This window comes from Lacimicrobium alkaliphilum (genome assembly GCF_001466725.1).
GTDB lineage: Bacteria > Pseudomonadota > Gammaproteobacteria > Enterobacterales > Alteromonadaceae > Lacimicrobium > Lacimicrobium alkaliphilum_B.
This window is the reverse complement of record NZ_CP013650.1, coordinates 844550-869154: the sequence shown is the minus strand read 5'-3', so window position 1 is coordinate 869154 and position 24605 is coordinate 844550. Positions and strand designations below refer to the sequence as shown.

Below are 24605 nucleotides of genomic sequence, written 5' to 3'. Positions count from 1 at the left end.
TTGCTCAGTTCATCGTGACTGTTAGTTAATACGGGCAAGCAGCTCTTTACCTATTTCGCTTTCGATATAACCGTTATTCTGTGCCCAGTCTTGCAGCGGCATGCCGTCTTTCTCCGCTGCAGTCAGTTCACTGACCCCCATGCGCTTAATCATATAAGTGCCGGTCTCAGTAGATCCATTCTCCATAGCGTAACGGATCAGGCTGTTACCGCCACAGGAGATACCGGTGTAGTAATCACCCAGTCTGAGTCTGTAATTATTCTGAACATCACGCAACTTTTTACGCAGCTCAGACTTGTCGTCATTTTTAACGATAGTACAGATATTGGCCAGGTCATCATTAATGTCGGCAAAGCTTGCCGGAGCAAAAGTGAAAGCCGATACCGCACCGATAAACACTAAAGTTGATTTTTTCATAATATACGCCTCTTCGCTTGTCTTGACGAAAATAGGCTAACAAATGAGCAACTCCTGCTTACAGCACCCGCTTCAGTACCTAAGTATAGAAATTAATACCAACCAGGTTGTTTGGGTATGGTTTCATTGACCTGAAAGGCTTTATTTAACTGGGCTGGAGGCCATGCAGTGGAGATAAAACAAAACCGGCAACCTGAGCCGGCTTTGTTAAAAATAAGTTAATTCCCTCTTAGTTTATCAGCGATTTTCCATCAACAGCTGTAACTGTTGCGTTAGCTGAGGGTGATGAATCTCGCCGTCATAGACCCAGACCCGGACTCCGTGGGCCGGTACCTTATCGGCAAACTCCAGTCCCTGAGCAATCTGTTGCATCTGGTCACTAAAGACTTCCTGCCACTTCCCGGATTGCAGATAGTCACTGATCACAAAGTCGGCTTCTGTATCCCCTTTGTTTAGCAATACCAACACCGTTTGCGCGATATCTTCATTCTGCAGTACCCGAAAAAAGGCCGCCCGGTGTCCTTCCAGGAGCAGATTAACCTGCAACCCTCTCTGCAAGGCCGGAAGCTGCTGCCGCACTTTGGCAATGCGGGCCAGGTTGTCACGAATGGGATGGGTTTTGGCCTGCTCGATATTCTCCTGACCATAATAATTGCGATTGCCCTGATGCTCTTTGGTGCCTCGCATATAGCCCATTTCCGAGCCCATATAGATGACCGGAATACCACGACTGGTGAACAGCCAGTTGTGGGCGTCAATAAAGCCCTCATCGCTGGCCTGCATACGCTGCATATCATGGTTGTCATAGAAAGTGGTCAGCTCATAAGGGTTGTGATATGGCCCATGTGTAAGATACAGATATTCTTCCAGCTCGCCATAGTCACTATCAGGATCGCCGAATACCTTGTTCATGGCTTCCTGCCCGGGAAAGTCCAGTACAGAGATCCCGCCGTTTTTAGGCTGGGTATGCTGGGCGATAAAATTGGCATCATAAGAAAAGCTCTCACCGAACATAAAAAAGTTCGGATGCTTTTCTCTGATCCTGTCACTGAAGGCCTTCCAGAAATGGTGTGGCACATGCTTGATGGTATCGATGCGAAACGCCGCGGCGCCCTGTTCAATCCAGTGACTGTATGCCTCGACGAAATAATTCAGCACTGCCGGGTGAGTATCGTTGAGGTTGGAGAGCTGCATAATATCCGGCTCAGTATGAAAGAATTCATGCAATGGATTGCTATCGGGTTCAAGCTCTTCTGGCGGCAGGTTCTGATGATCGGCGATCAGTTCGCCTTGCTTATCATAAATCTCACCGAACTTTGGCTGATCTTTAGGCATGGTAAAAGACGGCGAACCATGGTTAGTAACAATATCCAGTACGGTCTTGATACCGAAATCATCCCTGAGTGTACTGGTCAGCTCCTTGTAGCCCAGTCCCTGGGAGGGATAGTGTTCATCGACCTCGAAGAAGTTAACGCCCCAGTAGCCGTGATAGCCGGTTTTTCCGCCGTCTTTAAAGGCACCACCGCAGTCTATCTGCTCGCCGCCGGCAAAGGCCTGATCAGGATTATCCACAATAGGGGTCATCCAGATGGCAGTAAACCCCATATCGCGGATAAACTCAGCGTTATCCAACACGCCTTTAAAATCACCGCCCATATAACCCACATTGGCCTCACAGCCATCTTCTCCCTTAAGGGGCAGATCAAAAGTGGGGTAATCACCGCCCTGATCCTGGTGATTATTGGCAGGATCGCCATCCACAAAGCGGTCCAGCATCAGAAAATATACGGCCTCGCTGGCGAAAGGATGCTCCGTACCTGCGTACTCAGGGCGCTGTTGTTCGAGCGTTTTGTGACCTGATTCGGTTTGTGGCTTACAAGCAAAGAGCAATAAAATGGCGGCGCTCACTGCGCCCAAAAGCGGATAAGATTTTGTCATTGTTATTCCTCCTGAATCCTGACTCGCAGGGTCATCAGCCCTGCAATCAGCATACTCACGCCGCCCACCACCAGCGCGAAAACGGGCTGACCATCAAAAATTTTCGTCACCAGAAAGCCAAGAATGCTGGCGGCCAGGATCTGCGGGATAACGATAAAAAAGTTAAAGATCCCCATAAACAAGCCCATTTTCGCCACCGGTAATGCGTTGGAGAGAATCGCATAGGGCACAGACAAAATTGAGGCCCAGGCAAAGCCCACCCCGATCATCGGCACCACCAGCCACCTGGGATCCTGAATAAACACGAAGGAGATAAAACCCAGGCCGCCTAAACCCAGATTAAACAGGTGGGTCAGCCTGAGGTTGGTCAGCTTAACCATCTGCGGAATCAAAATGGCGGCCAGAATAGACACGCCGTTATACACTGCAAATAGCACTCCCACCCAATCAGCACCCTGGTTGTACAGGGCCGAACTGGTATCTGTGCTGCCATAATGATGACTGGTTACTGCTGCGGTGGTATAAATCCACATGGCAAATAAGGGAAACCAGGAGAAAAACTGCACCACGGCCAGCTTCTTCATCGCCTCAGGCATATTGAACAGATCACTCATAACCTGAGAGTAGCCATTTTTATTCTTACCTTTGCTGGCCAGCCATCCGGCTACCAGTTGGGCAAGTCCAAAACAGGCCAGACCACCGGCCATCAGATAGAGATTTTTATCCAGGTTCTCAATGTTCGCATCAATCAGCCAGGCCAATATCAGTCCGACTCCCAACCAGATAGTGCCACTGCGCAGATATTTACCGGCGCTGCGTTCAACATACTCAATGCCGCCCTGTTCAGGCTCTGCGTCATTGAAGGACGCCAGTTCTTCTGGCGAGTACTCTTTGGTACTCAATACTGTCCACAGCACCGCCAGAAAAAACACCGCCCCCCCGGCATAGAAAGCATATTTAACAGAATCGGGGATCACGCCCGGCGCCGCCGTATTACTGATGTCCATCCAGTTGGTCATCATCCAGGGCAGTGCCGAGGCCACTACTGCTCCCACACCAATAAAAAAGCTCTGCATGGCATAGCCCAGGGCCCGCTGTTTACGCGGTAGCATATCGCCGACAAAGGCGCGAAATGGCTCCATGGACACATTAATAGAAGCATCCATAATCCACAGCATGCCGGCGGCCACCCACAACGTGGGTGAGTTGGGCATGATAAACAGCGCCAGACTGGCAGCAATGGCACCATAGAGGAAAAATGGCCGCCGCCGCCCCATGCGACTCCAGGTGTTGTCACTCAGATAACCGATAATCGGCTGCACTATTAAGCCGGTAATAGGGGCCGCCACCCACAGCAGCGCCATATTGTTGTAATCAGCCCCTAAGGTCTGAAAAACCCGGCTGACATTGGCATTTTGCAGGGCAAAGCCGAACTGAATGCCCATAAAACCAAAACACATGTTCCAGATCTGCCAGAAACTGAGTTCCGGTTTACGGCGTTTAAGAGGGGCGGGCGCGGCGTCGAGGTTGCTCTGCACATCAGCCGGGATGTCGGTACTCTGCATACTGGATTTCCTGCTTTGCCGTTATGCTCTGCTCAGCAGAGGACAACTTGTAAGAATAGTGTTAACGATAGTTGGCCTTTGATGTTACAAAATACTGTCCACAGGCACGAGGGATTTATGCCCATTACATACGTATTCAGTGGGTTAGTGGTGAATGCTGAGTTATGAATGCTGAATTATGAATAAAGAGCCGGGCATTTAGCGCTAATTCCGTGATCCGCCCCTAAGAAAGTAGACACCTTAATCAAAGAGGTAAGGTGTTTATGAAAGTCTTGACTAAACGGCATTACTCAGTGGACTTCAAATTATCTGTAGTACAGAAGTCCATTAGCTCACCAGATACGGTAAAATCCTTGGCGAAACAGTTGGGAATTCATCCCAGTATGCTATCCAGATGGAGAACCGAGTTGACCCGTCCACATGCGTCTACTGAGACAAGCGTTAAGAACGAAGGGCCGGAAAAAAGCTACCAGTCACTTGAGAAAGAGAACCGGCGCCTGAAAAAGGAATTAGAGCGCGCCAAGCTGGAGGCCGAAATCTTAAAAAAGGCGCAATCGTACTTCGCCACAAAGCTCAAATAAGATATGAGTTCATTGAGTGTTACCGCAGCCGACGTTGGCCGGTCACGCTCATGTGCGAAGTACTGCAGGTCTCTACAGCCGGTTTCTATAAATGGTGCAGAAGAGTCCCCGGTAAGCGAGAAGAAGCCAACCAGACGTTACTGGCGTTTCTGTTACTGACAGCCGAACAGGAAGAGGGCATACCGGGCTACCGCAAGCTCTGGAAGGCAGCGGTTGACGAGGGTTTTATCTGTAGTCAGAATCGCGTACAGCGGTTGCTACAAGCGTCAGGCTATCGTTCCCGTGCGAGCATGAAGCCAGGCTATCAGAAACCCCAGCCCGGTATGCCCGTGTTACCCAACCTGCTTAATCGGGAGTTTAAGGTAGGGAAACCGAATCATGTCTGGACCTCAGACATTACACAAATTCGCTGTGCAGAGGGCTGGCTCTATATTGCCGTGGTATTGGATTTATACTCGCGAAATGTTGTGGGATGGGCGGCCAGTTGTCTGAACAGTGCAGAGCTGGTTAAAAACGCTCTGCAAGGAGCCTGGAAAAAACGCCAGCCAACGGGAAGCTCACTGCTGTTTCATTCTGACCAGGGCTGTCAGTATCGCAGTGAAAAGGTCATCGCCTGGCTTCATAAGCGGCAGGTGACGATTAGCATGTCTCGTAAAGGCAATTGCTGGGATAATGCCTGTACAGAGAGCTTCTTCGCTCAGATGAAAAAGGAGTGGCTGAGCCCTCTGACGATCCAAAGCCGTGAGGAAACGCATTTACAGGCCAAGTGGTATATTGAAGAGTATTACAATACAGTAAGGCGCCATGGGACACTCAACGGAGTCAGCCCCATGGCTTTTGAACAACAGTAAACTACAAACAGTGTCTACTTTTCTGGGGGCATACCACCGCACTTCTTTGCGCCTTAATATCTCTGTAGAAAAAAGCCCTCAACCACGAAAAACTCTAAAATCACGAACAAATAACTATCTCTCACAGAGACGCCGGGAACGCAGAGAAAACCGGATCTAACCAATTAAATCTCTGCGGCTTTGCGCCTCTGCGAGATTCAATATAATTACAGAGTCACCCAGTAACCTTTGATTCAACAGTGTTGCATCTTTGATTACATCCAGCAGTCAAGGGTGCTGGGCAGGCAGAGAACGCACAGGCTCAATTGTTGCTGTGTCATCCTGATGAAAATCAGAACCTCTGACAGAGTGGAGTAATCCCCGTATTCCGCTTCGCTTTATACAGGCTACCCACTAAAATCACGAACCTATATTTTCCTCTCACAGAGGCGCAGAGAAATGCAGGGCCCATGCCTTAAAAACTCTGTGCCCTCTGTGTCTCCGTGGTGCAAATTGCTTTTTATGTGGTTAGTGGTAGAAAAAGCCGTTAACGGATTTTAAGCACCAGTGAATCCAGCGGACCCAACTGGATCATGGTGCTGCCCTTGCCCTTATCCACCTTTAACTTACCCTGGTACTTTCCATAGAGCCTGTCCTGCAACAGATACTCGCCGTTGGTCAGCGCCATGGCTGCGGTAACACCGGCGGGCACCACTAACTCAAATTCCTTGCCCTGCTGATCAAAATTGGCAATGACCAGGATGCGCTCTTCACCATTAAAACGGGCAAAACTGTACAGATTACCGCTATAGCCGGGCTGCTCGCGATTGGCCTGATGCAGGTCAGCCATTTCGCCCTGAAACGCAGGCTCGGTGGAGGCCAGGTTTAATAAACGGGCGTAAAAGTCTCTTAACTGGCGCTGCTCGTCACTTAGCTGACCACCATCAAACTTGCCGCCATTCATCCACCTCTGATGCTCAGGCACACCCCAGTAATCAAAAATAGTGGTACGGCTGGCCTTACCAAAACCGGCATCTTCCGCACCGGGCTCACCCACTTCCTGACCGAAATAGATCATATTGGCACCGGATGCCACTGTGCTGCTGACCACCATCGCCGGCTTCGCTTTGTTCGCATCGCCTGCAAATTGTGGGCTGGCAATACGCTGCTCATCATGATTTTCCAGAAACATCAGCAGATTGCCGTGAATATCGGCAATTTCAGCAAATACCGGTGGCAGCGTATCGGTACTGGTCTTGCCCTCAACCACCGCACGCAGGGCATCGTAGGTACCCACCTTGTCATACAGGTAATCCATCTTGCCCAACCGGATATAGTTTCGGTACTGCTCAGGGATATAGATTTCCGACAATAAAAAGGCATCAGGATTAACCTCTTTTACAGAGCAGTTGAGAAAACTCCAGAACTCCACAGGAACCATTTGCGCCATATCATAGCGAAACCCATCGACACCTTTATCTGTCCAATAAAGCGCAATATCACGGAACTTATACCAGGAGTCGGGCAGGTCTTTGTCGGCCCAGAATGCACGATGATCAGCACAGCTACGTTCGGCATAGGAAGCCGGTAACGCCGGAAAGTCATAGCTGCCATCGGGTTTTACCCCAAAGTTAATCTTAACCGTTTCGTACCAGTCACCGGCATTGGGCTTGGCAGCGCGGGAGCCGTTACCTGTCCACTTGGCCGGACTTTCATCAAACTGTCCGTCGGCCAGAGGATGGGCCTCACCGCCCAGTGGCGGCTCACCATCGGGTACTTCAAAGGCCTGACCGGGAATATAATAAAAGTTGTTACTTCTGGCATATTCGACACTGGTGTTATCGCTGACACCAAAGTCCTCAACCCCTTCGGGCGCAGATAAAGACTGATAATGACGGGCCACATGATTAGGCACAATATCGATCACCACTTTTAAGCCCTGTGCATGAGTGCGGGCAATCAATTGTTCGAATTCAGCCAGGCGATTGGCCGGATCGCTGGCCAGATCCGGATTAACATTATAATAATCCTTCACCGCATAAGGGGATCCGGCCCTGCCTTTAACCACATCAGGGTCGTCATTACTGATGCCATACTCCGTATAATCACGGATCACCGCATGGTGGGGCACGCCGGTGTACCAGACATGAGTCGCCCCCATCTCTTTAATCCCCTGCAGCGCGGCCTGATTGATATGGGCAAACTTGCCCACACCATTTTCCTCAATCGTGCCCCAGGGTTTATTGGTGGTATTGGTATTACCAAACAAGCGGGTCATCATCTGGTATACCACTGGTCGTTCTGGCATCTCTGATATCGCCTTTTGCGTTTGTGGTTCGCTGTCAGCCTGTTTTGCATTGCCGGTTTCAAAGGAGCTTTGCTGCGCCGGTGAACAGCCCAGCATCAGGGTTGCCAGCAACGGCGTTAAAACGTTTCTTTTACTTCTCATATTCTGTTCATCCTGTTTTTGCCGTTTATCGGATAGCAATATTGATATTTTCTTTGCGCCAGCTAAAAAGCAGATGCAGCCTGTTATCTTCCAGCCATACCCCTTGCCCACTTTCTTCAGCCTGAGCTTTATCTGTTAACAAATCCACGGGACGACCATTGATCGCAATAGCGGACGGGGAGTGCTGCCAGTTATGCACCACCAGGGTGATCTGTCGCTGCTCTGGCATACCTTTGTAATCATAGGCTTCGCGCTTAAGCTCGATATCCAGCTGATGAGCCTGCTGGCTGGCGGAAAAGTGCAACAATTCGTATTGTTCTTTAGCCACCGCATCGAAGGTTTTGCCATCATCTTCATACATGATGCCACTGCCCTGCGGCACCTGCAGGTCGGCGTAGTAGTGCAGAGTTAACTGCTCAGAGCTGTAATCGCGGGTAGTTTGTACCGGCTCTGTCATCGGCACAAAGCTGCCGCCACGCACCAGTACCGGCAGCGTTGCCAAACGGGTGGGCTGGCGGATTTGTTGATTACCCTGGTAGCGCTGACCAGTGAAATAATCAAACCAGACGCCCTTTGGTAAGGTGACCTCCACTTCTGTAACGCCGGGCTCCACCACCGGCGTGACCAGAAAGGCATCGCCCCATAAATAACTGCTTTTATTATCCATCAACGGCGGATTGCCCGGCTCTTCAAAAAACAGCGGGCGCATCAACGGCATGCCGCTTTGACTATTCTGATATGCAAGGCTGTAGTTGTAAGGCAGCATGGCATAGCGCAGCTTAATAAACTCGCGCACTATGTCTTTGGTCTGCTGGTCATGGAATACCGGCTCCGGCGCAATATTTTCCTGAGCATGAGGCCGGTACACCGGCTGAAATACGCCGTATTGCAACCAGCGGGTATAAAGTTCGGCATCAAAGCTCTCGCCACCGGCAAAACCGCCCAAATCCGAATGGGTATAGCCCAGACCCAGTAACCCCATGCTTAAGGACAGTTCCACCTGCGGCTGAAGCCCGTCCCAGGAGCGGCTCACATCACCGGTCCAGGGGATCATGCCGTAACGCTGGGAACCGGCAAAGCCGGAACGCATCATCACAAAGGGACGCTCATCGGGGCGGGCCTGACGATGACGCTGATAGACCATTTTTGCCCACTGATGGCCATAGGCATTGTGAATTTCATCGGCACTGACAATGCGGCCATCTTCCAGTTGATGCAGGGTATCTGCCGGGTGCACTTCCGGCTCGCCGAGATCGCCCCACCAGCCACCAACGCCCTGCTCCAGCAAACGCTGATAGGTCTGCCAGAACCAGTCTTGTGCATCCGGGTTAAACACATCAATCAGCCCGGTATTACCAAAATAGAAATCAAAGCGTTTAACCTCGCCTGCCAGATTCTTTGCCAGCGCACCGGCCTCAACCGCCTCCTGCCATTTATCTGAAGTGGTCAGTACAAAAGGTTCGGTGATCAGGATGGTTTTTACGCCATCCTGGTTAAAATCACTGAGCATTTTCTCCGGGGTGGGAAAGGCCTCACGATCCCAGTCCAGATTGCCCATCATGCCCTTGACCTCTTCGCCAAACCAGAACAGGTCCAGGATCACCGCATCCAGCGGAATATCCTCATCCTGAAAGCGTCTGACCACATCGCGGGTTTCGGTCTCAGAATGATAACCAAAGCGCGAGGCATAATTGCCCAGCGCCCAGCGGGGCACCATAGGCTGATGACCGGTAACAGCCACGTAGTTGGCAAGCGTGTCAGGGTAGTCTGCACCAGCGGCAATAATATAGGCGGTGCGCCCGGAAGCGGCTTCAAATTGCAGAATATCCGCCTCATTATGGCCCAGATCCAGATGTCCGCTGGCGCTGTTATCAAAAGTCAGTATGTAATTACGACTGGAAAGCAGCGCAGGCAGACCGTAGTACATCTGCTTCGATTCTGTGGTGTAGCCATAATGAGCCTTGTTATACAGGGGCAGGCGCTCGCCTCTTCGATCCATTCCCAGCACCCGCTGGCCGCCACCTAATAACTTCTCTTCTCCACTGAGTTTAAAGCGAAAACCGCGCAGGGTCTGATGTACAAAGAGCCCTGCTTCCTCTTCCAGTAAAAAACGATCGCCCTGATAGTAGGCGATGCGCAGTGGCGAAGGCTGGATCACCGCCGTTAAGTCACCATGCCGAAACACCAGTTTGCCATCATCCTGTTGCAGGGTACCGGCAGCTTTTTCAGCCTGTTCTGCAATAGCAAAGGACGGCAATTGCACCACCCCGTCGGGCTGATAAAATACCTCAAAGGCGCCGTCACCGTATGGGGTCAGCGTTACCTGGCCCTGATCCGTTTCAAGCACCAGCACACCGCCCTGCAACTGATGACCAGTAAGCTCGGCCGCCAGCAATGGCAGGCTAAAGAGCCAGATAACAAACACTAGGCTAAGTTTTTTCATTATTGTCCTGTATTTTCTCAATATGGGAGCCCCCTGTTAACTGTTCCGTATTCCACTGCGTTTTATAGGGGCCACGCAATAATACCTTCAAACCCCTGTCCCCCGCGCCTATGCAAGATCACACAAAGAAAAAAGCCTGCGATCTCGCAGAGGCGCTAAGGCGCAGAGAATAAAAGCCTTTTTATATTTTTCGTGCCTTTCGTGGTTAAAAAAAGTGTTCAACCACGAAAGACGCGAAGAGCACGAAGAGGGCAGAAAGTTCTTTATACCTGATAAAGATGCCGGGTCAGGCCCGGCATGACAGCAACAGAGCAACACCTAACCTCTGCATCTCTGACCCCCTGCGAGATCACCCTGCTTTTTCAATACCTAATGCAATTGATATATCCGTGCACTGCGGCCCGGCACCGTTAAATCATTCAGATCCTGAGCTTCACCGCTGAGTACATCAGTGGCCCGGCTTTGGCCCTTGATAACTTCGTAATAGGCCGGAATATCCGGCGTTATCACCTGCTTATTTTTATTGATCACCACCATCAGGGTTTGCTCATCTGTATGGCGGAAATAGGTATAGTAGCCGTTATCGGGTGCATAATGAGTAAGCTTGCCACTGTGCACTGCATCGGCGGTTTTACGCCAGTTCAGTAAACTGCGCACAAAATCCTGTGCCCGGCGCTGTTTATCTTTAAGCCCTTCGCCAGTAAAGCCGTTAACCTTGTCACCGGCCCAGCCACCAGGAAAGTCGGTGCGGATAATACCGTGATCATCGGTGCCCGGATTCCCCATCAGGATCTCAAAGCCGTAGAAAAACTGTGGAATCCCCGGGTGGTGGCAAACAGCACCATGGCCATTTCGAACAGCTCAGGATCTTCATTGAGCTGAGTGTAAATCCGGCTCATATCATGATTATCGGGCATGATCACCAGATCAGCAGGATTGCCATACAGGAAATCATTGGCCAGTGACTGGTATATCTCGCGAAGGCCCGTACCCCAGGTTTCTTTGTTAGTCAGGCCGTTAACTACCGCTTCCTGCAGAGGAAAATCAAACATATTCGGGGTATAGGACTGATATCCATCATGACGCTGAGCCCCTCTTTGCCAGTAGGCCACCAGCGCCGGATCTACTGTCCACTCTTCCCCCACAATGCCCAGATTCGGATATTCCTGCATTAAACGGCGGCCGTATTCAGCCAGAAAGGCTTTGTCTGGATAGGAGTAAGTATCCAGACGAATACCGGAAAGACCGGCATATTCCACCCACCAGATACTGTTCTGAATCAGGTAGTTAGCCATAAAAGGATTGCGCTGATTTAAATCCGGCATAGTGGGTACAAACCAGCCGTCGTTAAAGCGTTTTTTATCATACTCTGTAGCATGGGGATCGTGCTGCGCTTCACGGCGATGAGTGGTACCGATAAATTCACCAGCCTGATACTCAGCCTGATAATTAAGCCAGTCAGCAAAAGGCAAATCTTCCATCCACCAGTGCTCTGAACCAATATGGTTAAGGATAATGTCCTTGATCAAACCCATGCCCCTGGCACCGGCCTGTTTAGCAAGTTGCTGGTACAATTTATTGGAACCAAAACGGGGATCTACCCGGTAATAGTCAGTGGTAGAGTAGCCGTGGTAGGAATAGCTCTCCATATCATTTTCCAGTACCGGGTTCAGCCACAGCTGAGTCACACCGAGGTCGTCCAGATAATCCAGATGGTTGAGAATGCCCTGAATATCGCCGCCATGACGGCCACCTTTGTATTCCCTGTTTAGCCCTTCTTTCAGACCTGTCACTTCATCGTTATTGACATCACCATTGGCAAAACGATCAGGTGTAATCAGATAAATCACATCCGCCGGAGTAAAGCCCTCACGGTTTGATGAGTCTGGCTGGCGGGCGTGAAGCCGATAGTCAGTGGTTAACACCACCTGACCCGTTTTATCAGTGAATTCAATGTTAAAGATACCAGGCTCAACATCCGCATCCAGGCTCAGATCCACAAACAGATAATTGGGGCTGTCAGCCTGATGCACGGCCTTCAGAGTAACACCGGAATAGTCCAGCTGAGGCGTCAGCTCACCGATATTCTTACCGGAGATCATCAGTTGTAAAGCGGGATCTTTCATCCCTGTCCACCATGAAACCGGCTCTATACGGTTAAGCTGATAATCTGCTGAAGCGTTGGGACTAAACAGGCTGGCGCATAGCACAAATAAGCTTATAAGCGGAAATCGGGCGAGAGACATTAACATAAGATTTTACAAGCTGTTAAAGATTGCCTTCATACTAGCCTGTGAGGATATTTAAATCAGCGCTGTGCATACGTATTCATGTTTAATCACATGGATGTGGCAGGCTGTAACATTGAAAACTCACCCTGTTTCGCCCCTGTTGCTTGGCACGGTAGAGTTCTTTATCTACTAAGGTCAGCAGCTCAGAGAGAGCCAGGTTACGGTAGTCGGCGCCGGGCTGCTGAATATAGAGTGCACCGATACTACAGGTCAGCACTTCGGCAATATCAGAGCCGGGATGATGAATGGCCAGGGCCTCCACACTTTGTCTTAAACTTTGTATACGCTGCTCGGCGCTGGCTTTGTCTTCCCCTGTTATTACCACGGCAAACTCTTCTCCCCCGATACGGGCACATAACTCTGAGGAGCGACGACAAAATTGTGTCAGCGTCGAACCAATACATTTCAGCGCCTCATCGCCGGCAGGATGGCCGAGGGTATCGTTAAAGGATTTAAAGTAATCCAGATCCAGAATGGCCAATAAGATAGGTTCACCCTGGCGCAGGGCTTTGTGCCAGGCAGACAGTGCCCCCTCATCAAAAGCTCGTCGGTTGGCAATGCCGGTCAGCCCGTCTGTCATTGAGAGTGCCTGCAGCTTTTTTTGTTGACTGTGAACCAGCTGTACTGAGTTATTAAAGGCTTTACGCATCTGCTCCAGTTCCAGAACCGGTAGCTGCTGGGGTAATTCCTGCAATTCACCCTTATCGACCATAGTTCTTATCAATCGGGTATTGCGCCACAGCGGGCGAATCAGGGTTCTGTCGATAGACAGCATCAGCGCTGCGGGCACAACAAGCAATAACAACAGGATCAGAATTTCAGACCAACCAATGAGTTTGGGCATGGTCAGCGGATCATGGGTAATGGTCACCAGCATAATGGGAGTGCCGGTAAAGTCATCCAACAAGCGTTTGCGCTGTAACTGAAACCCTTCAACCAGCTCAGGTGTCATCAGGGATACCACCCCAAAGGTCTCGGGATCATTCAGCGAGGTGGGCTTAAATTCCAGTTGCAGACGCGTGATGGCCTGTAAGTTTTCAATCTGCGAATTAGTGATCGCCTGCACAAACATCAGATAGCCGGAAGGAGGCTCCTGCTCATTGGAGTCTGTAATATATTGCAGTGCAAAGGCCGCGGGACCCTCATTGGTAGCCATCCAGCCATTGCCCTCCCAGGGCTGCCCCGGGTCAATGCGGCTGCGAAAAACATTGCCCAGCGGGAAATCCAGTACCTGGTGGGCCGGTATCAGCGTCTCGTCTTGCTGGCTATATCCCTGAGCAAAGACCTCTTCAAAATCACGATTAAAATAGACGATAGCAATCAGATCGAAGGTTTCAAAGGTACTGGAGAGGATATTGTCCTGGATATATTGCTGGTGATCCTGTGGCGATTGGACATATTCATGGGTGTCTGTCCAGTGGGCCCAATCAGTGACAACGGCCTGCAGGTTATTGAGACTTAAGGATAAGCCCTTGGACAGACTCCCCAGCTCCCGCTTCTGATGCTCTTCTATGGTGGCCAGATCCTGAGGATACTCAATCAACACCCGGTAGCCCAGGAAAACAAGTACCAGAATCAGGCTGTAAAACAGGAAAAAATATAAAAAATAGCGGCGAATAGAGTACAAAAACAGGCCAACAATCAGATTGTGTTGGCCTTAAGATTAGATGCGGTTAGCGCAATTTGCCTAATCCGATCAGTCATTTATTCATGTTTTAAACTACGGCGGGTTCAAGCAGACGCAGCGTGCCGGCATCTGCATCCATTTCGGCCTCAATGCCCACCGGCAGAATATGATTATCTTTAATATGACCAAACTGGGCACCATAGTAACTTGGCACATTTAATGGCCTGAGATAGTGTTCCATCACTTCCATCAGGGTAAATCCGCCATAGCCTTTTTGCGGCTCACATTTGGTGCAATGACCAAAGACCACCCCTGCCACCTGATCCAGTATGCCAGCCATCTGCAGGGTGGACATATAACGATCGATACGATAAATGGTTTCACCCACATCTTCTAACAGCAGGATCTTACCGCGCATATCCGGCACATAGGGGCTGCCGATCATGCTGGTGAGCACCGTAAGATTACCACCCACAAGGATGCCTCTGGCTTTACCTGATTTGACCGTGCGGGCACGATTGCTGCGCATTGCCAGTGCCCCTTCTTCCTGCGGATAGTTCTGCATCATGGTTTGTTCACCCTCGAATACTACCCGGCGAAGTTGATCGGCCTGAAAATCGCCCCAGTACGACAACCCTACCGGCCCATGAAAAGAAACGAGTCCGGTTTCTTTGTACATGCTGTTGAGCAACGCGGTGATATCACTGTAACCCAGTAATACTTTGGGGTTCTTGCCGATGGTATCAAAATCCAGATAAGGCAATACCCGGTTACAACCCCAGCCGCCACGCAGGGCGATGATGCCTTTAATGGAAGGATCAGCAAAAGCCGCGTTAATATCGGCGGCCCGATCTTCATCCTTTCCGGCCAGATAACCGTGTCGATCCAGCACATGTTTACCCGGCACCACCTGCAAACCCAATGCTTCGAAAGATTCTTTAGCAATTTCCAGCTCAACCGGGTCGAAGATGGCGCTCGCCGGCGCAATGGCCGCTACCTTATCACCCGCTTGCAGACGCTTTGGTACCATCGATCTCTTGTCAGCCGCCGCTATACTGGTAGCAGGTACGAGTTGTGTTGCCAGGGCGCTGACAGCGGTGGCTTTGATAAAGGCTCTGCGATCCATAATGTGTCTCCGGTTATTGTTTTTACTGCCCTGATATCGCTTAAAATATGACCAGGGTAAACTTGACGATTGTGATGTCGAAGGATAATCTCAACACCCTAGTGATAATTTATTATATTTTAAACACAAAATAGTAATAATTAATTGAGAAAGTAATAAATAATGAGAAAACTTCTGATACCCATGATTCTGTTCAGTACTGCCGCCCTTTCAGCTCAATTACCCCCGGCCAGTCAATATGAGGTGCCGGATCTCAACAAGGCACAGATTCGCCAGGCCGATATCCTGCCGTATCTGGAGCAGGTTAAGCAAAATCCGCTGTTTGACACTGAACAAATAGGTAGCTCCTATCAGGGTCGGCCCATCTATCGTATCAGCGTCGGCGAGGGACCGGTAACCGTACTGATGTGGTCACAAATGCATGGGGATGAGTCCACCGCCACACCGGCGCTGTTTGATTTGATCAATCGTATCGGCAAAGACAAGGATTGGCGCGAAAGCTGGGAGGACAGACTGACCCTGCACATGATTCCAATGCTTAATCCCGATGGTGCCGAGCTGGCTCAACGTCACAATGTACAGAGTATTGATATTAATCGTGACGCCAAAGACTTGCAGACCCCCGAAGGCCGGATACTGATGGAGCAGGCCAAAACCCTTAAGCCGGATTTTGGTTTTAACCTGCATGATCAGAGTCGCTTTTACTCCGCAGGACCTGTGCCAAAAACCGCCACCATTTCCTTGTTGGCCCCTGCTTATGATGAACAAAAAAGCATTAACTCTATACGCCAGCGTGCCATGCAATTGATTGGTGTAATGAAAAAGGTCGGCGACCAGTTGATCCCTGAACAAATGGGCCGCTACGATGATACCTATGCTCACCGGGCCTTTGGCGACACCCTATCTGGCATGGACATCAGTACCATATTGATTGAATCCGGCTCTTATCCCGGAGATGTGAATCGCCAGGCCGCCAGACGGGTAAATCTGGCCATGCTCGAAAGGTCTCTGGAAAGTATCGCCAGCAAGAGTTACCTGGCCATGGATCTTGGCCCCTATCATGACATCCCCATGAATGAGCGCGAGGCGTTCCGGGATGTGATTATTCAGGATCTGCAAATAGAGGATGCGCACCAGTACAGACTGGATATTGCCCTGGATCTGGATTTGCCTGAGGCACGTCTCGCCAAAATTAAAGATGTGGGAGACCTGTCACCCTTTTATCCCTTCTTTGAATTCGACGCCAGTGACTGGCAATACCAGACTGGTAAGGCCTGGCAGCTGGATTCAGCGCTCAAACTCACGGATGAACGCTATCTGGAGCTGTTAAGGCAAGGTTATAGCCACTTCGCCGGTGAACCTGAGCTGCTCGACAGCCAGACCGGTTTTCCGGTACTGATCAACGAACAAAACGCACCGACCGAGAGGCCGCAACGCAATCAGCCTGCTGTGTTTTTTATGCAGCATAAAGACGGTCGTAAAATCGCCGTGATTAATGGCCTGTTGATAGAGCTGGAATCTGGTACCTTACTGAATAGCTACAATACCTGAAATTAAAAAAGCTGCAGGCCAAAGGCCTGCAGCTAAGAACAGCGACACCGGTTGAGAGAAGTGTTGCTTATAACCGAATTTCTCTTAAAAGTAGTACTTCGCGCCGAGCATAAAGATCATGGGATCGATGGAAACATCAATGGGCTGCACGGCCGTCCCGTTAACACGGACTTCTGCATCACTGTCGATGTCCGCCCAGGCCACCATGCCATGCACGCCCCATTTCTGGTTTAAGCGGTAGTTAAAGCCCGCCTGCAGCGCCACACCAAAAGAATCGTCCAGATGCAGACTGACCTTATCACTGGCTGTGGCTGCACCGGTGGCAACCAGTACATCAGTAAGTTCCTGATTCACCCCTTCAGAGAAAAACAGCGTGTAATTGAGGCCTAAGCCCACAAACGGACGAAACGCATCCTGTTTGGAGAAAAAGTGATACTGGGCCAGCACCGTCGGTGGCAGATGCTTGGTATCACCCACCTTCAGACCATTGACCGCGCCCACTGTGCTGTTCAGAGTAATATCATGGGAGAAGGGTGTGGCGGCAACCACTTCCAGCGTCCAGTTATCGGTAAACGCATAGTCCAGTGTCAGACCAAGCTGAGTATTGCTGTCTACAGCCAGCTGGCTAGAGTTTTGCGGCAAACCGGCTACGGTTTCCACCACATTCAGATAGCTGCTGCTCTCATCCGGACTGACATTAATCGCACCCACATTAAGGCTGAAATCCGCCATCGCCACCGGGGCAAAAGCGGCAGTGGCAAGCAGGGTAGTAAGAAGTGTTTTTTTCATTGTTGCGCTCCATTTAAAGAATCTGAGCGCATTGTGCAAGGCTTTTTCAGATAATAACCTGACTAAGATCAAGGTTTTTATCAGACTAATCTATATCGGGAGCGGAATAGAGCCATTTTATGATCCAGGTCAAATTTGCAGGCGCCGCCCTTACTCCTTTATCTGACAATAACCGGTTAAAAACTCATCGTGATCAAGCATTTTGGGCAAGGGATCCTGCTTGACCTGCCTGATTTGCTGCAACATGCCAAGTAGTTGCTCCCGGGAAGGATTTTCTGCCATAGGGTGATAATCTTTAGGCATAATTCCCTGTCCCATCATCACCTGTAGCCAGGAGCTTTCAAGGAAAAGATCATTCTGCTCCCGAAACAAGCGGCCCGTTTCGGCAAACAGGGCGATTTTCTGAGTCAGAGAATCTGGAATCTCCATGCTTTGCAGATCGCGCCAAAATTGCGTATCTGTGCGTTGATTAACATGGTAATGCAACACCAGAAAATCCCTGATTTGTTCAAACTCAAGTTTTGACTGCTTATTGTATTCGGTGACCGCCGAAGGCTGGATACCCTGATGAGGAAACAAATGTATCAGGCGGACAATGGCAGACTGAATAAGATGAATACTGGTTGACTCAAGTGGCTCAAGAAAACCACTGGATAAACCTACTGCAATCACATTTTTATGCCACTGTTTACGACGTCGGCCAGTCAAAAATCGGATAAAATTGGGGTCACCACAGGCTTTACTGTCGAGATTGGCCAGCAGCGAATCCGCGGCCTGTTCGTCGCTGCAATGAGCACTACTGTATACCATACCGTTGCCATTACGGTGCTGAAGCGGAATGCGCCACTGCCAGCCTGCTCCATGGGCGATGGATCGGGTGTAGGGCAGTGTTTTCTGAAAACGTTCTGAAGGTACCGCAACAGCGCGATCGCAGGGTAACAGGTGGCTCCAGTCTTCATAGCCGGTATTCAGCTTCTGCTGGATCAGCAATCCGCGGAAACCGGAACAATCGATAAACAAATCCCCGCCAATGATCTTACCGTTATCCAGTTGCAGAGACTGAATATAGCCGCTGTCATTGTCCTGGTCGACTTTCTCAACTTTACCTTCAGTGCGAACGACGCCCAGTTTCTCACTGTAATTGCGCAGGAAACGGGCATACAGAGATGCATCGAAGTGGTAGGCATAAGGTAGCTCCAGTACAGGATTTTTGCTGTTGATGTGAGAAAACTTACCCGCCTGTGCGCACAGATAATTCAGATCATATTCCCACAAACTGTCTTTAAGTCCTTCTTGCTGCGCCCGCCGCCAATAATGATGAAAATGACAAAAGGCCATGCTCTTACCCGGTGCACCAAAGGTGTGAAAATAACCTTCTCCCGGTACCCGCCAATTCTCAAACCTGATGGCCAGTTTCATTGTGGCTTGGGTTTCACGTAAAAAATCGGCTTCTTTAATACCCAGCACATTATTGACCAGCCGAATCGGTGGAATGGTAGCTTCACCAACACCGACAGTGCCAATCATCTCGGACTCAACCAGCTCAATATCCACCGCACTGCCAAGAATTTTCTTCAACAATGCCGCCGACATCCAGCCCGCAGTTCCGCCACCGAGGATCACCACCTTTCGCATTACACTTTTCATCTAATTACAGCCCGTTTATGCCAGTTGGTATGACAAAAAAACCCAACCAGAGTACTGGTCGGGTTTTTGATTCTAGCAGTATGTCGGTTTCACCAACAACATGGGCACTTGAGCCTGGTTGGCCGGCTGTGCCCAGTCAACTCAGAAGGTATAGTTAATACCCAACAAGTAGTTGGCGCCGAAGCTTTGATACAGCGTTACAAAACGCGGATCGTCACCATCAGTCTGCACCGTATCCTGATCCGTCAGGTTCTGTGCCTGCAGAGTTACCCGTAATCCTTTCAGTGCTTCAATACCGGACTCGCTGAAGTCATAACCAATCTGCGCATCCCACAACTCAAAGCCTCTGTCCATGGTCTCAACCAATGACAGACTCAGACCACGAGCTTCGGTAGAGAAGGCATCACGCTTGGAACCGGAAATCCGGAATTCGAAGCCATTCTTCTCATAGTAAGCAGTCAACTGATAAATTTCATCAGACAATCCGGGCACCCGGCCACCGTCATCCAGTTCACCGTCCATGAAGGTAGCGCTGGCAACCACACCAAAACCATCCAGCGCATCACTGACCAGACGCATTGGCACACTGGCCTGTAATTCGTAGCCGCGAACAAAACCAGTCAAACCGTCTTCAACGAAAGAAAGGGGTCCTTCAAATAACACCGGCGCCTGATTGCCTGTTTCATCGGAGGACTGATGGAAACCAGGAATATATGAGTCAGAGAAATCCGCAATAGTTTCACCGTTTCTGTGCCAGTTTTTCAGGTCCTTGTAGAAAAAGGCAGCGGCAAAATAACCGTCATCGGCAAAGTAATTCTCGTAAGCCAAATCAAACTGATTGGCTTCCAGTGGTTTCAGAGCAGTGTTACCTGAGCTTGCACTCCAGGGACTGTTCTCAATATCACCACTTAAGATGTTGCCATCGTTAAACTGGAAGTTCACCTGGGCGTTAGGACGCATATCGTCCATACGCGGACGGCTCATTACCTTAGACATACTGGTACGCACAAACTGGTTGTCCGCCACTTCGATGCTCAGGTTCAGTGTTGGCAGCACATCGGTGTAGCTGTCTTCATCTGTTACCGGTACCGCCTCAGTAAAGCCGCCAGGGCCTGTTGTCGTGCTGAAGCCGGTACCGGACTGATCGGAATTGACCAATTGCAGTCCAAAATTACCGCGTACAAACATACCGGCGACTTCAGTGTCGATGTCCAGCTTGGCAAATACGGTCAGCAGCTCTTCGTCTATAGTATAGGTGTCACCGAAGCGGCCATTTTCAAACAATGCTGCATCGGTTTCAGTGTAGAAACCATCGTTAAACAATCCCAAGCTGTCGTAAGCCAGTACCCCATTGATACCGGTGAAGCTGAGATCTGCCACACCCAGTACATCAGGGATGGGGGCATCACCAGGCCAGGTTGGAGCAGTCAGGAATGCACCATTGTTGATCTTGGATTTGCTGCGATCCTGATAACTCACACCCGCATTCAGGCCAGAGAAAATTCCCCACTCCACAAAACCTTTTACTTCAAAGCGTGCACTGGTGAGCTCTTCTTCGAATATAGGCTGGTTAACAAAACCATCCTGCGCGGTTTCTGGTCCGAATCCATCAACGCCCTGGAAACGTTCAACCGGCGCCAAAGAGCCCCCCCAGGCCTGGGGACCAGCAAGTGTAATCAACGACGGATCGGTCAGATCAACCGGCGCCATAGTAGGATGGTCACTGTATACTGCGCCGGTAGATGTCATTTCCCACGAACGGGCAGTAATTGGGCGACCGTCAATGCCAGCACGACCAACACCAGAGTAGCTTTCAACGTCAGTGATGGTCTTATCCACATTGCCGGTAGAAAGATCAAACTCTGCTTCCCAGTAATCATTGATTTGGTACTCAACATTCAGACCAAAGGTGGTCAATTCGGCGTCCTGAGAGCGCGCGTCATTACGGACTACGGAATAGAAACCATCGTAATAGCCCTCAGTCACCAGGCCATCTTCGACGCCGGTTACTGTGTAAGCACCGGTCCCCCATTCTGCGCCACCCTCTTCGAGACCACGTCTGACATCGTTCTCAAGAAAGTCGATATAGAGAGCATCAAACTTGATTTTCAGATCGTCAGATGGCGCATATTCAACAATTGCAGCCACTGAGTCACGTTCGAGCATCGCCGAGCGCACGAAAGAATCGTGTCCACCCAATACTTTGGTGCCGGCCGGAATCGCTTCACCGTCTGCGGTTTCGGTCTTGGAAACATCGGCATAACCCCAGCCACGGAATTGCTCTTCCTGACGAGGCGTCTCAAGGGATGACAGCACCAACGCAACACCCAAAGTGTCATTGGCAAAACTGTCCACATAGTTAAAAGCGAATCTGTGCCCCTTATTATCAAAGTCCGGGTTGCCGGATGACTTTTCATTTTGTTCAATATTGGCATTAAAGGTAATAGTACGTTCTGCGCCTAATGGGCTCACTGTCTGCAGATCTACTGTACCACCTATCCCCTGAGCCATCAGGCCAGCTTCAGGTGTTTTATAAACAACGATGTTCGAGACAATCTCTGAAGGGTAAAGGTCAAACTCTACCCCCCGGTTGTCACCCATCCCCAGCAGCTCACGGCCATTGAGTGAAGTACCTATGTAGTTTTCGTTGAAACCACGAATAGACAGACCACTGGTACGACCATTGCGACGTTCCCCGGCCAGACCGGGTAAGCGGGCTAATGACTCAGCCACACTGGTGTCAGGCAATTTACCAATGTCTTCAGCTGACAGTGCTTCAACTATGGATGTACTGTCCATTTTGATAGCCTGAGCCCGCTGTAAGCTGGCCCGGATACCCGATACCTGAATAACTTCTACAGCTTCATTCTGTTCGGCCTGTTGTTCAGCAGATTGCGCCATTACCGGCGACGCGCCAAATACCAAACCACTGGAAATCAGTGCGCTGGTAATAAGACTGGGTTTAAATGTTTTCATGCCTAGTGTCCTGATTTTAATGTGTAGAGTTGCTGTGCCAGAGGCACTGTTACTGTGCATGTCTGCACAAAACAGTGCAGAAATATGTCACTTTTGTTGCCGAGGATAGTAACGCCAGAGCTTTGACAGGCACAATGTCTTGCATACGTATTCATAGAAATTCAGTAACATTTCGATAACATTATGTTGCAATGCACTGTCAGATATCACTGCGAGTGACCAACTTAAGTTGTTGTTTTTTATGGTTTAGTTTTATTTAACAAGGCAGTGGCATGAAAGAAGAATATATAAATGAGGTGTAACTTAATTACATTAATGAAATATTTCTGTTAAAAACCCGTCATTTTTGCGGTCATTGACCTATCGTAAAAAGCATTAAATGCAGACGCTCTGATACATTTTTCCGTTGACCTTGACAACTGAACAAGCACTGTAGAAGAGAATAAAGCCACTCAGTATCTGGTAGTAAAATAACTACTTCCAGATATTCAGCTTTGCTCCCACAGCCAGTTTGCGTTTAAGGCTTTGCCGGCAACTCTGCTGATGCACTGAACTGTCAGTCAGCCAGTGCACAAAAGTACTCACAAACACAGTGCTCAGAGCAATTTCCTGGCGGATGCGGTGCAGATGCCGGGCTTTAAGATCGGCCGCTTCCATCAACCATTGTACGGTGCGGCTGATCCTCAGAACGCCGCCTATCTGCAAATGAATATGACCCGGTTCCAGTTTATAAAGCAACATCTGGCCGGTAACCCGCCGATAGGGTGCCAATGCCTCGAGCCAACGCCAGATCACCTCTTCAATGCGCCGCTCAGCAGGTAGTGCAAGCCAGTCGGATTCAGCTTTGATACTGAGCAAATGCTGATCGGCGCGATCAAACCATGCATCCACCAGATCGTCCTTCTGACTGAAATGCTGAGCGATGTCCGCAAGCGGAATATCCAGAGCGTCAGCGATATCGTGCAGGCGGAGCTCTTCCCAGCCCCTTTCCAGACCAAGCTGCAACGCCTTGTCCAATATCGTCGATTTATCCGTCATCTCATCTCCGCGAATATAAGCTCAGGTGCATTAGTTTGCACATGTCTTGTCTATGGCCTGCCATCAGTTCTGACCCAGATAATACTCCAGTCGCTGTTGCCAGTTCTCAGTGGCGATAACCCTGAGCAACTCCTGGTTAATGGATTCTCTGAGCGGACTTTTTTCGGCTACAGCAATAGCATAATCCTGACGTTCAAGAATATCTGGCAAGATTGCCAGCTTGCCGGGGTAAGTCTGTCGTGCCATATACTGCATAATAGGTTTGTCATACACCAGTGCATCGGTCTTGCCTCTGGCGACTTCTTCAATGGCCGCTTCTAATGAAGTGCGTTGCATAAAACCAATACCGTTTCTTTGCAGATAACCTGCGCTGGCTGAACTGCCTACACTGACAATACTGGCATTGGGTAAATCATCGGCACCGGTTATTTTAGTCTCAAGCTGACTGACGGTGAGACTGGTGGCGATAGCCGCAGTAAAACTGGAAATCAGAATAATCGCAGCGAACATCCAGATAAGACCTACCACCCGCCCTGCAAACGTCGTCGGTGCTTTATCACCATAGCCAACGGTGGTCATGGTCACCGCAGCCCACCAGAAGCTGGCACCGATGCCTTGTGCGGGCGTACCGCCAAACATCCCGGCATTCTTTTTACGCTCAAACAGCCACAATACTACTCCCACTGCCAGCAGCAGTCCTCCCAGGCCGGCCAGAGCAACCATGAACTGCCAGGAAAACAGCCCTGAAATGATAGTCCAGATGCCGCTACTCTGTTTAGAGGTAGCAATGGCCAGCCCTGTCGTAAAATAGGGATGAGTAAAGTCTACTCTGGACTCACGGGATGCAGTGACCGTCAGGGCAGCAACAGAAGCATCGAACCGTCCGCTCTCCAGGCCGCTTATAAGCTGATCCAGCTCCGCCTCTTCGAAACGGTAGTCGACCCCCATATTCTCAGCGACCTGCTGCCACAATTCGATACTGATACCGGACAGGTCACCGTTTTCCTGTTTAATCACAAAAGGTGGTGCCACTTTAGTGCCAATGATCAGGGTCTCGTCTGTGGCGGCCTGAGCGAAAACCTTAAAAGCACTCAAAGATACGAGTAAAGCCAGCCATATTACCGTTGCGCGGCATTGCATAGATTGTCCTTATTATTTGTTTGTTTCGCTCAGCATAGGGCGTATTGAGGCGATATTCAAAAGCTCTACGGGCTTAAGCCACAGGCCTGCCAACATTCTGTTTACTGCAAGGTTGATATGATGAGATGCCTGCAGATAAGTGAAAAAACGCCTCACAAACCATATCGAAGGCCTAAGTGAATGATATAAAAGGCTTT

The 24605-nt window shown here is 50.0% G+C and carries 16 protein-coding genes; 2 read left to right on the top strand and 14 right to left on the bottom strand.

The annotated features are described in order from the left end of the window. Positions 1 to 21 precede the first annotated feature (21 nt). From AT746_RS04015 to AT746_RS04005, 3 genes are all read right to left on the bottom strand, one after another. Entirely contained in the window at positions 22 to 417 is a 396-nt protein-coding gene (locus AT746_RS04015) for a DUF3718 domain-containing protein (protein ID WP_062476746.1), read from the bottom strand. 237 nt (positions 418 to 654) lie between these two features. Continuing rightward, the gene (locus tag AT746_RS04010) at positions 655 to 2355 is read right to left on the bottom strand and encodes an alpha-amylase family glycosyl hydrolase (RefSeq protein ID WP_062476743.1); all 1701 of its coding nucleotides are present in this window, start codon (positions 2353 to 2355) and stop codon (positions 655 to 657) included. A gap of 2 nt (positions 2356 to 2357) precedes the next feature. Then, entirely contained in the window at positions 2358 to 3815 is a 1458-nt protein-coding gene (locus AT746_RS04005) for an MFS transporter (protein ID WP_062483939.1), read from the bottom strand. Between the two features lie 368 nt (positions 3816 to 4183). On the opposite strand from AT746_RS04005, the gene AT746_RS03995 reads away from it, so the two are divergent. Beyond that, a protein-coding gene (locus tag AT746_RS03995; protein WP_156413604.1) for an IS3 family transposase occupies positions 4184 to 5352 on the top strand; the annotation gives its coding sequence in 2 pieces (ribosomal slippage) (positions 4184 to 4475 and positions 4475 to 5352; 1170 coding nt in all). Positions 5353 to 5878: 526 nt separating this feature from the next. On the opposite strand, the gene AT746_RS03990 is transcribed toward AT746_RS03995, so the two are convergent. The 6 genes from AT746_RS03990 to AT746_RS03970 all read right to left on the bottom strand — a co-directional run bounded on the left by AT746_RS03990 (position 5879) and on the right by AT746_RS03970 (position 15267). Further along, the gene (locus tag AT746_RS03990) at positions 5879 to 7780 is read right to left on the bottom strand and encodes an alpha-amylase family protein (RefSeq protein ID WP_062483937.1); all 1902 of its coding nucleotides are present in this window, start codon (positions 7778 to 7780) and stop codon (positions 5879 to 5881) included. 25 nt (positions 7781 to 7805) lie between these two features. Then, the gene (locus AT746_RS03985) at positions 7806 to 10223 is read right to left on the bottom strand and encodes a TIM-barrel domain-containing protein (protein ID WP_082633144.1); all 2418 of its coding nucleotides are present in this window, start codon (positions 10221 to 10223) and stop codon (positions 7806 to 7808) included. Between the two features lie 369 nt (positions 10224 to 10592). Continuing rightward, positions 10593 to 11009 (bottom strand): cyclomaltodextrinase C-terminal domain-containing protein, encoded by a 417-nt coding sequence (locus AT746_RS19970; protein WP_231731007.1) that lies wholly within the window; start codon positions 11007 to 11009, stop codon positions 10593 to 10595. Continuing rightward, entirely contained in the window at positions 11009 to 12349 is a 1341-nt protein-coding gene (locus AT746_RS03980) for an alpha-amylase family glycosyl hydrolase (RefSeq protein WP_231731006.1), read from the bottom strand. Before AT746_RS03980 ends, AT746_RS19970 begins: the two co-directional genes overlap by 1 nt. 208 nt (positions 12350 to 12557) lie before the next feature. Continuing rightward, positions 12558 to 14141 carry a diguanylate cyclase domain-containing protein gene (locus AT746_RS03975; RefSeq protein WP_062476736.1) on the bottom strand — a complete coding sequence of 528 codons (1584 nt, stop codon included), beginning with the start codon at positions 14139 to 14141 and terminating at the stop codon, positions 12558 to 12560. 88 nt (positions 14142 to 14229) lie between these two features. Next, positions 14230 to 15267 (bottom strand): S66 peptidase family protein, encoded by a 1038-nt coding sequence (locus AT746_RS03970; protein ID WP_062476733.1) that lies wholly within the window; start codon positions 15265 to 15267, stop codon positions 14230 to 14232. A 162-nt stretch (positions 15268 to 15429) separates the two neighbouring features. On the opposite strand from AT746_RS03970, the gene AT746_RS03965 reads away from it, so the two are divergent. After that, positions 15430 to 16818, top strand: a complete 1389-nt coding sequence (locus AT746_RS03965) for a M14 family metallopeptidase (RefSeq protein WP_062476730.1) — start codon at positions 15430 to 15432, stop codon at positions 16816 to 16818. A gap of 84 nt (positions 16819 to 16902) precedes the next feature. Here AT746_RS03965 and AT746_RS03960 read toward each other — a convergent pair whose 3' ends face one another. The 5 genes from AT746_RS03960 to AT746_RS03940 form a co-directional block, all read right to left on the bottom strand. Beyond that, a complete protein-coding gene (locus AT746_RS03960; protein WP_062476727.1) occupies positions 16903 to 17607 on the bottom strand; it encodes an OmpW/AlkL family protein in 705 nt (234 codons plus the stop codon). A 150-nt stretch (positions 17608 to 17757) separates the two neighbouring features. Next, positions 17758 to 19254 (bottom strand): tryptophan halogenase family protein, encoded by a 1497-nt coding sequence (locus AT746_RS03955; protein ID WP_062476725.1) that lies wholly within the window; start codon positions 19252 to 19254, stop codon positions 17758 to 17760. A 141-nt stretch (positions 19255 to 19395) separates the two neighbouring features. Continuing rightward, positions 19396 to 22230 (bottom strand): TonB-dependent receptor, encoded by a 2835-nt coding sequence (locus AT746_RS03950; protein ID WP_062476722.1) that lies wholly within the window; start codon positions 22228 to 22230, stop codon positions 19396 to 19398. Positions 22231 to 22704: 474 nt separating this feature from the next. Next, entirely contained in the window at positions 22705 to 23268 is a 564-nt protein-coding gene (locus AT746_RS03945) for a TetR/AcrR family transcriptional regulator (protein ID WP_062476719.1), read from the bottom strand. Between the two features lie 63 nt (positions 23269 to 23331). After that, entirely contained in the window at positions 23332 to 24408 is a 1077-nt protein-coding gene (locus AT746_RS03940) for a transporter substrate-binding domain-containing protein (RefSeq protein WP_062476716.1), read from the bottom strand. Positions 24409 to 24605 lie beyond the last annotated feature (197 nt).

Excerpts from the sequence above, each read along its gene's own strand:
- AT746_RS03990 (WP_062483937.1), bottom strand. The coding sequence starts at position 7,780 with ATGAGAAGTAAAAGAAACGTTTTAACGCCGTTGCTGGCAACCCTGATG.
- AT746_RS04010 (WP_062476743.1), bottom strand. The coding sequence starts at position 2,355 with ATGACAAAATCTTATCCGCTTTTGGGCGCAGTGAGCGCCGCCATTTTA.
- AT746_RS03985 (WP_082633144.1), bottom strand. The coding sequence starts at position 10,223 with ATGAAAAAACTTAGCCTAGTGTTTGTTATCTGGCTCTTTAGCCTGCCA.
- AT746_RS03945 (WP_062476719.1), bottom strand. The coding sequence starts at position 23,268 with ATGACGGATAAATCGACGATATTGGACAAGGCGTTGCAGCTTGGTCTG.
- AT746_RS03950 (WP_062476722.1), bottom strand. The coding sequence starts at position 22,230 with ATGAAAACATTTAAACCCAGTCTTATTACCAGCGCACTGATTTCCAGT.
- AT746_RS04005 (WP_062483939.1), bottom strand. The coding sequence starts at position 3,815 with ATGTGTTTTGGTTTTATGGGCATTCAGTTCGGCTTTGCCCTGCAAAAT.
- AT746_RS04015 (WP_062476746.1), bottom strand. The coding sequence starts at position 417 with ATGAAAAAATCAACTTTAGTGTTTATCGGTGCGGTATCGGCTTTCACT.
- AT746_RS03960 (WP_062476727.1), bottom strand. The coding sequence starts at position 17,607 with ATGAAAAAAACACTTCTTACTACCCTGCTTGCCACTGCCGCTTTTGCC.
- AT746_RS19970 (WP_231731007.1), bottom strand. The coding sequence starts at position 11,009 with ATGGGGAATCCGGGCACCGATGATCACGGTATTATCCGCACCGACTTT.
- AT746_RS03955 (WP_062476725.1), bottom strand. The coding sequence starts at position 19,254 with ATGAAAAGTGTAATGCGAAAGGTGGTGATCCTCGGTGGCGGAACTGCG.
- AT746_RS03940 (WP_062476716.1), bottom strand. The coding sequence starts at position 24,408 with ATGCAATGCCGCGCAACGGTAATATGGCTGGCTTTACTCGTATCTTTG.
- AT746_RS03970 (WP_062476733.1), bottom strand. The coding sequence starts at position 15,267 with ATGGATCGCAGAGCCTTTATCAAAGCCACCGCTGTCAGCGCCCTGGCA.
- AT746_RS03965 (WP_062476730.1), top strand. The coding sequence starts at position 15,430 with ATGAGAAAACTTCTGATACCCATGATTCTGTTCAGTACTGCCGCCCTT.
- AT746_RS03980 (WP_231731006.1), bottom strand. The coding sequence starts at position 12,349 with ATGAAAGATCCCGCTTTACAACTGATGATCTCCGGTAAGAATATCGGT.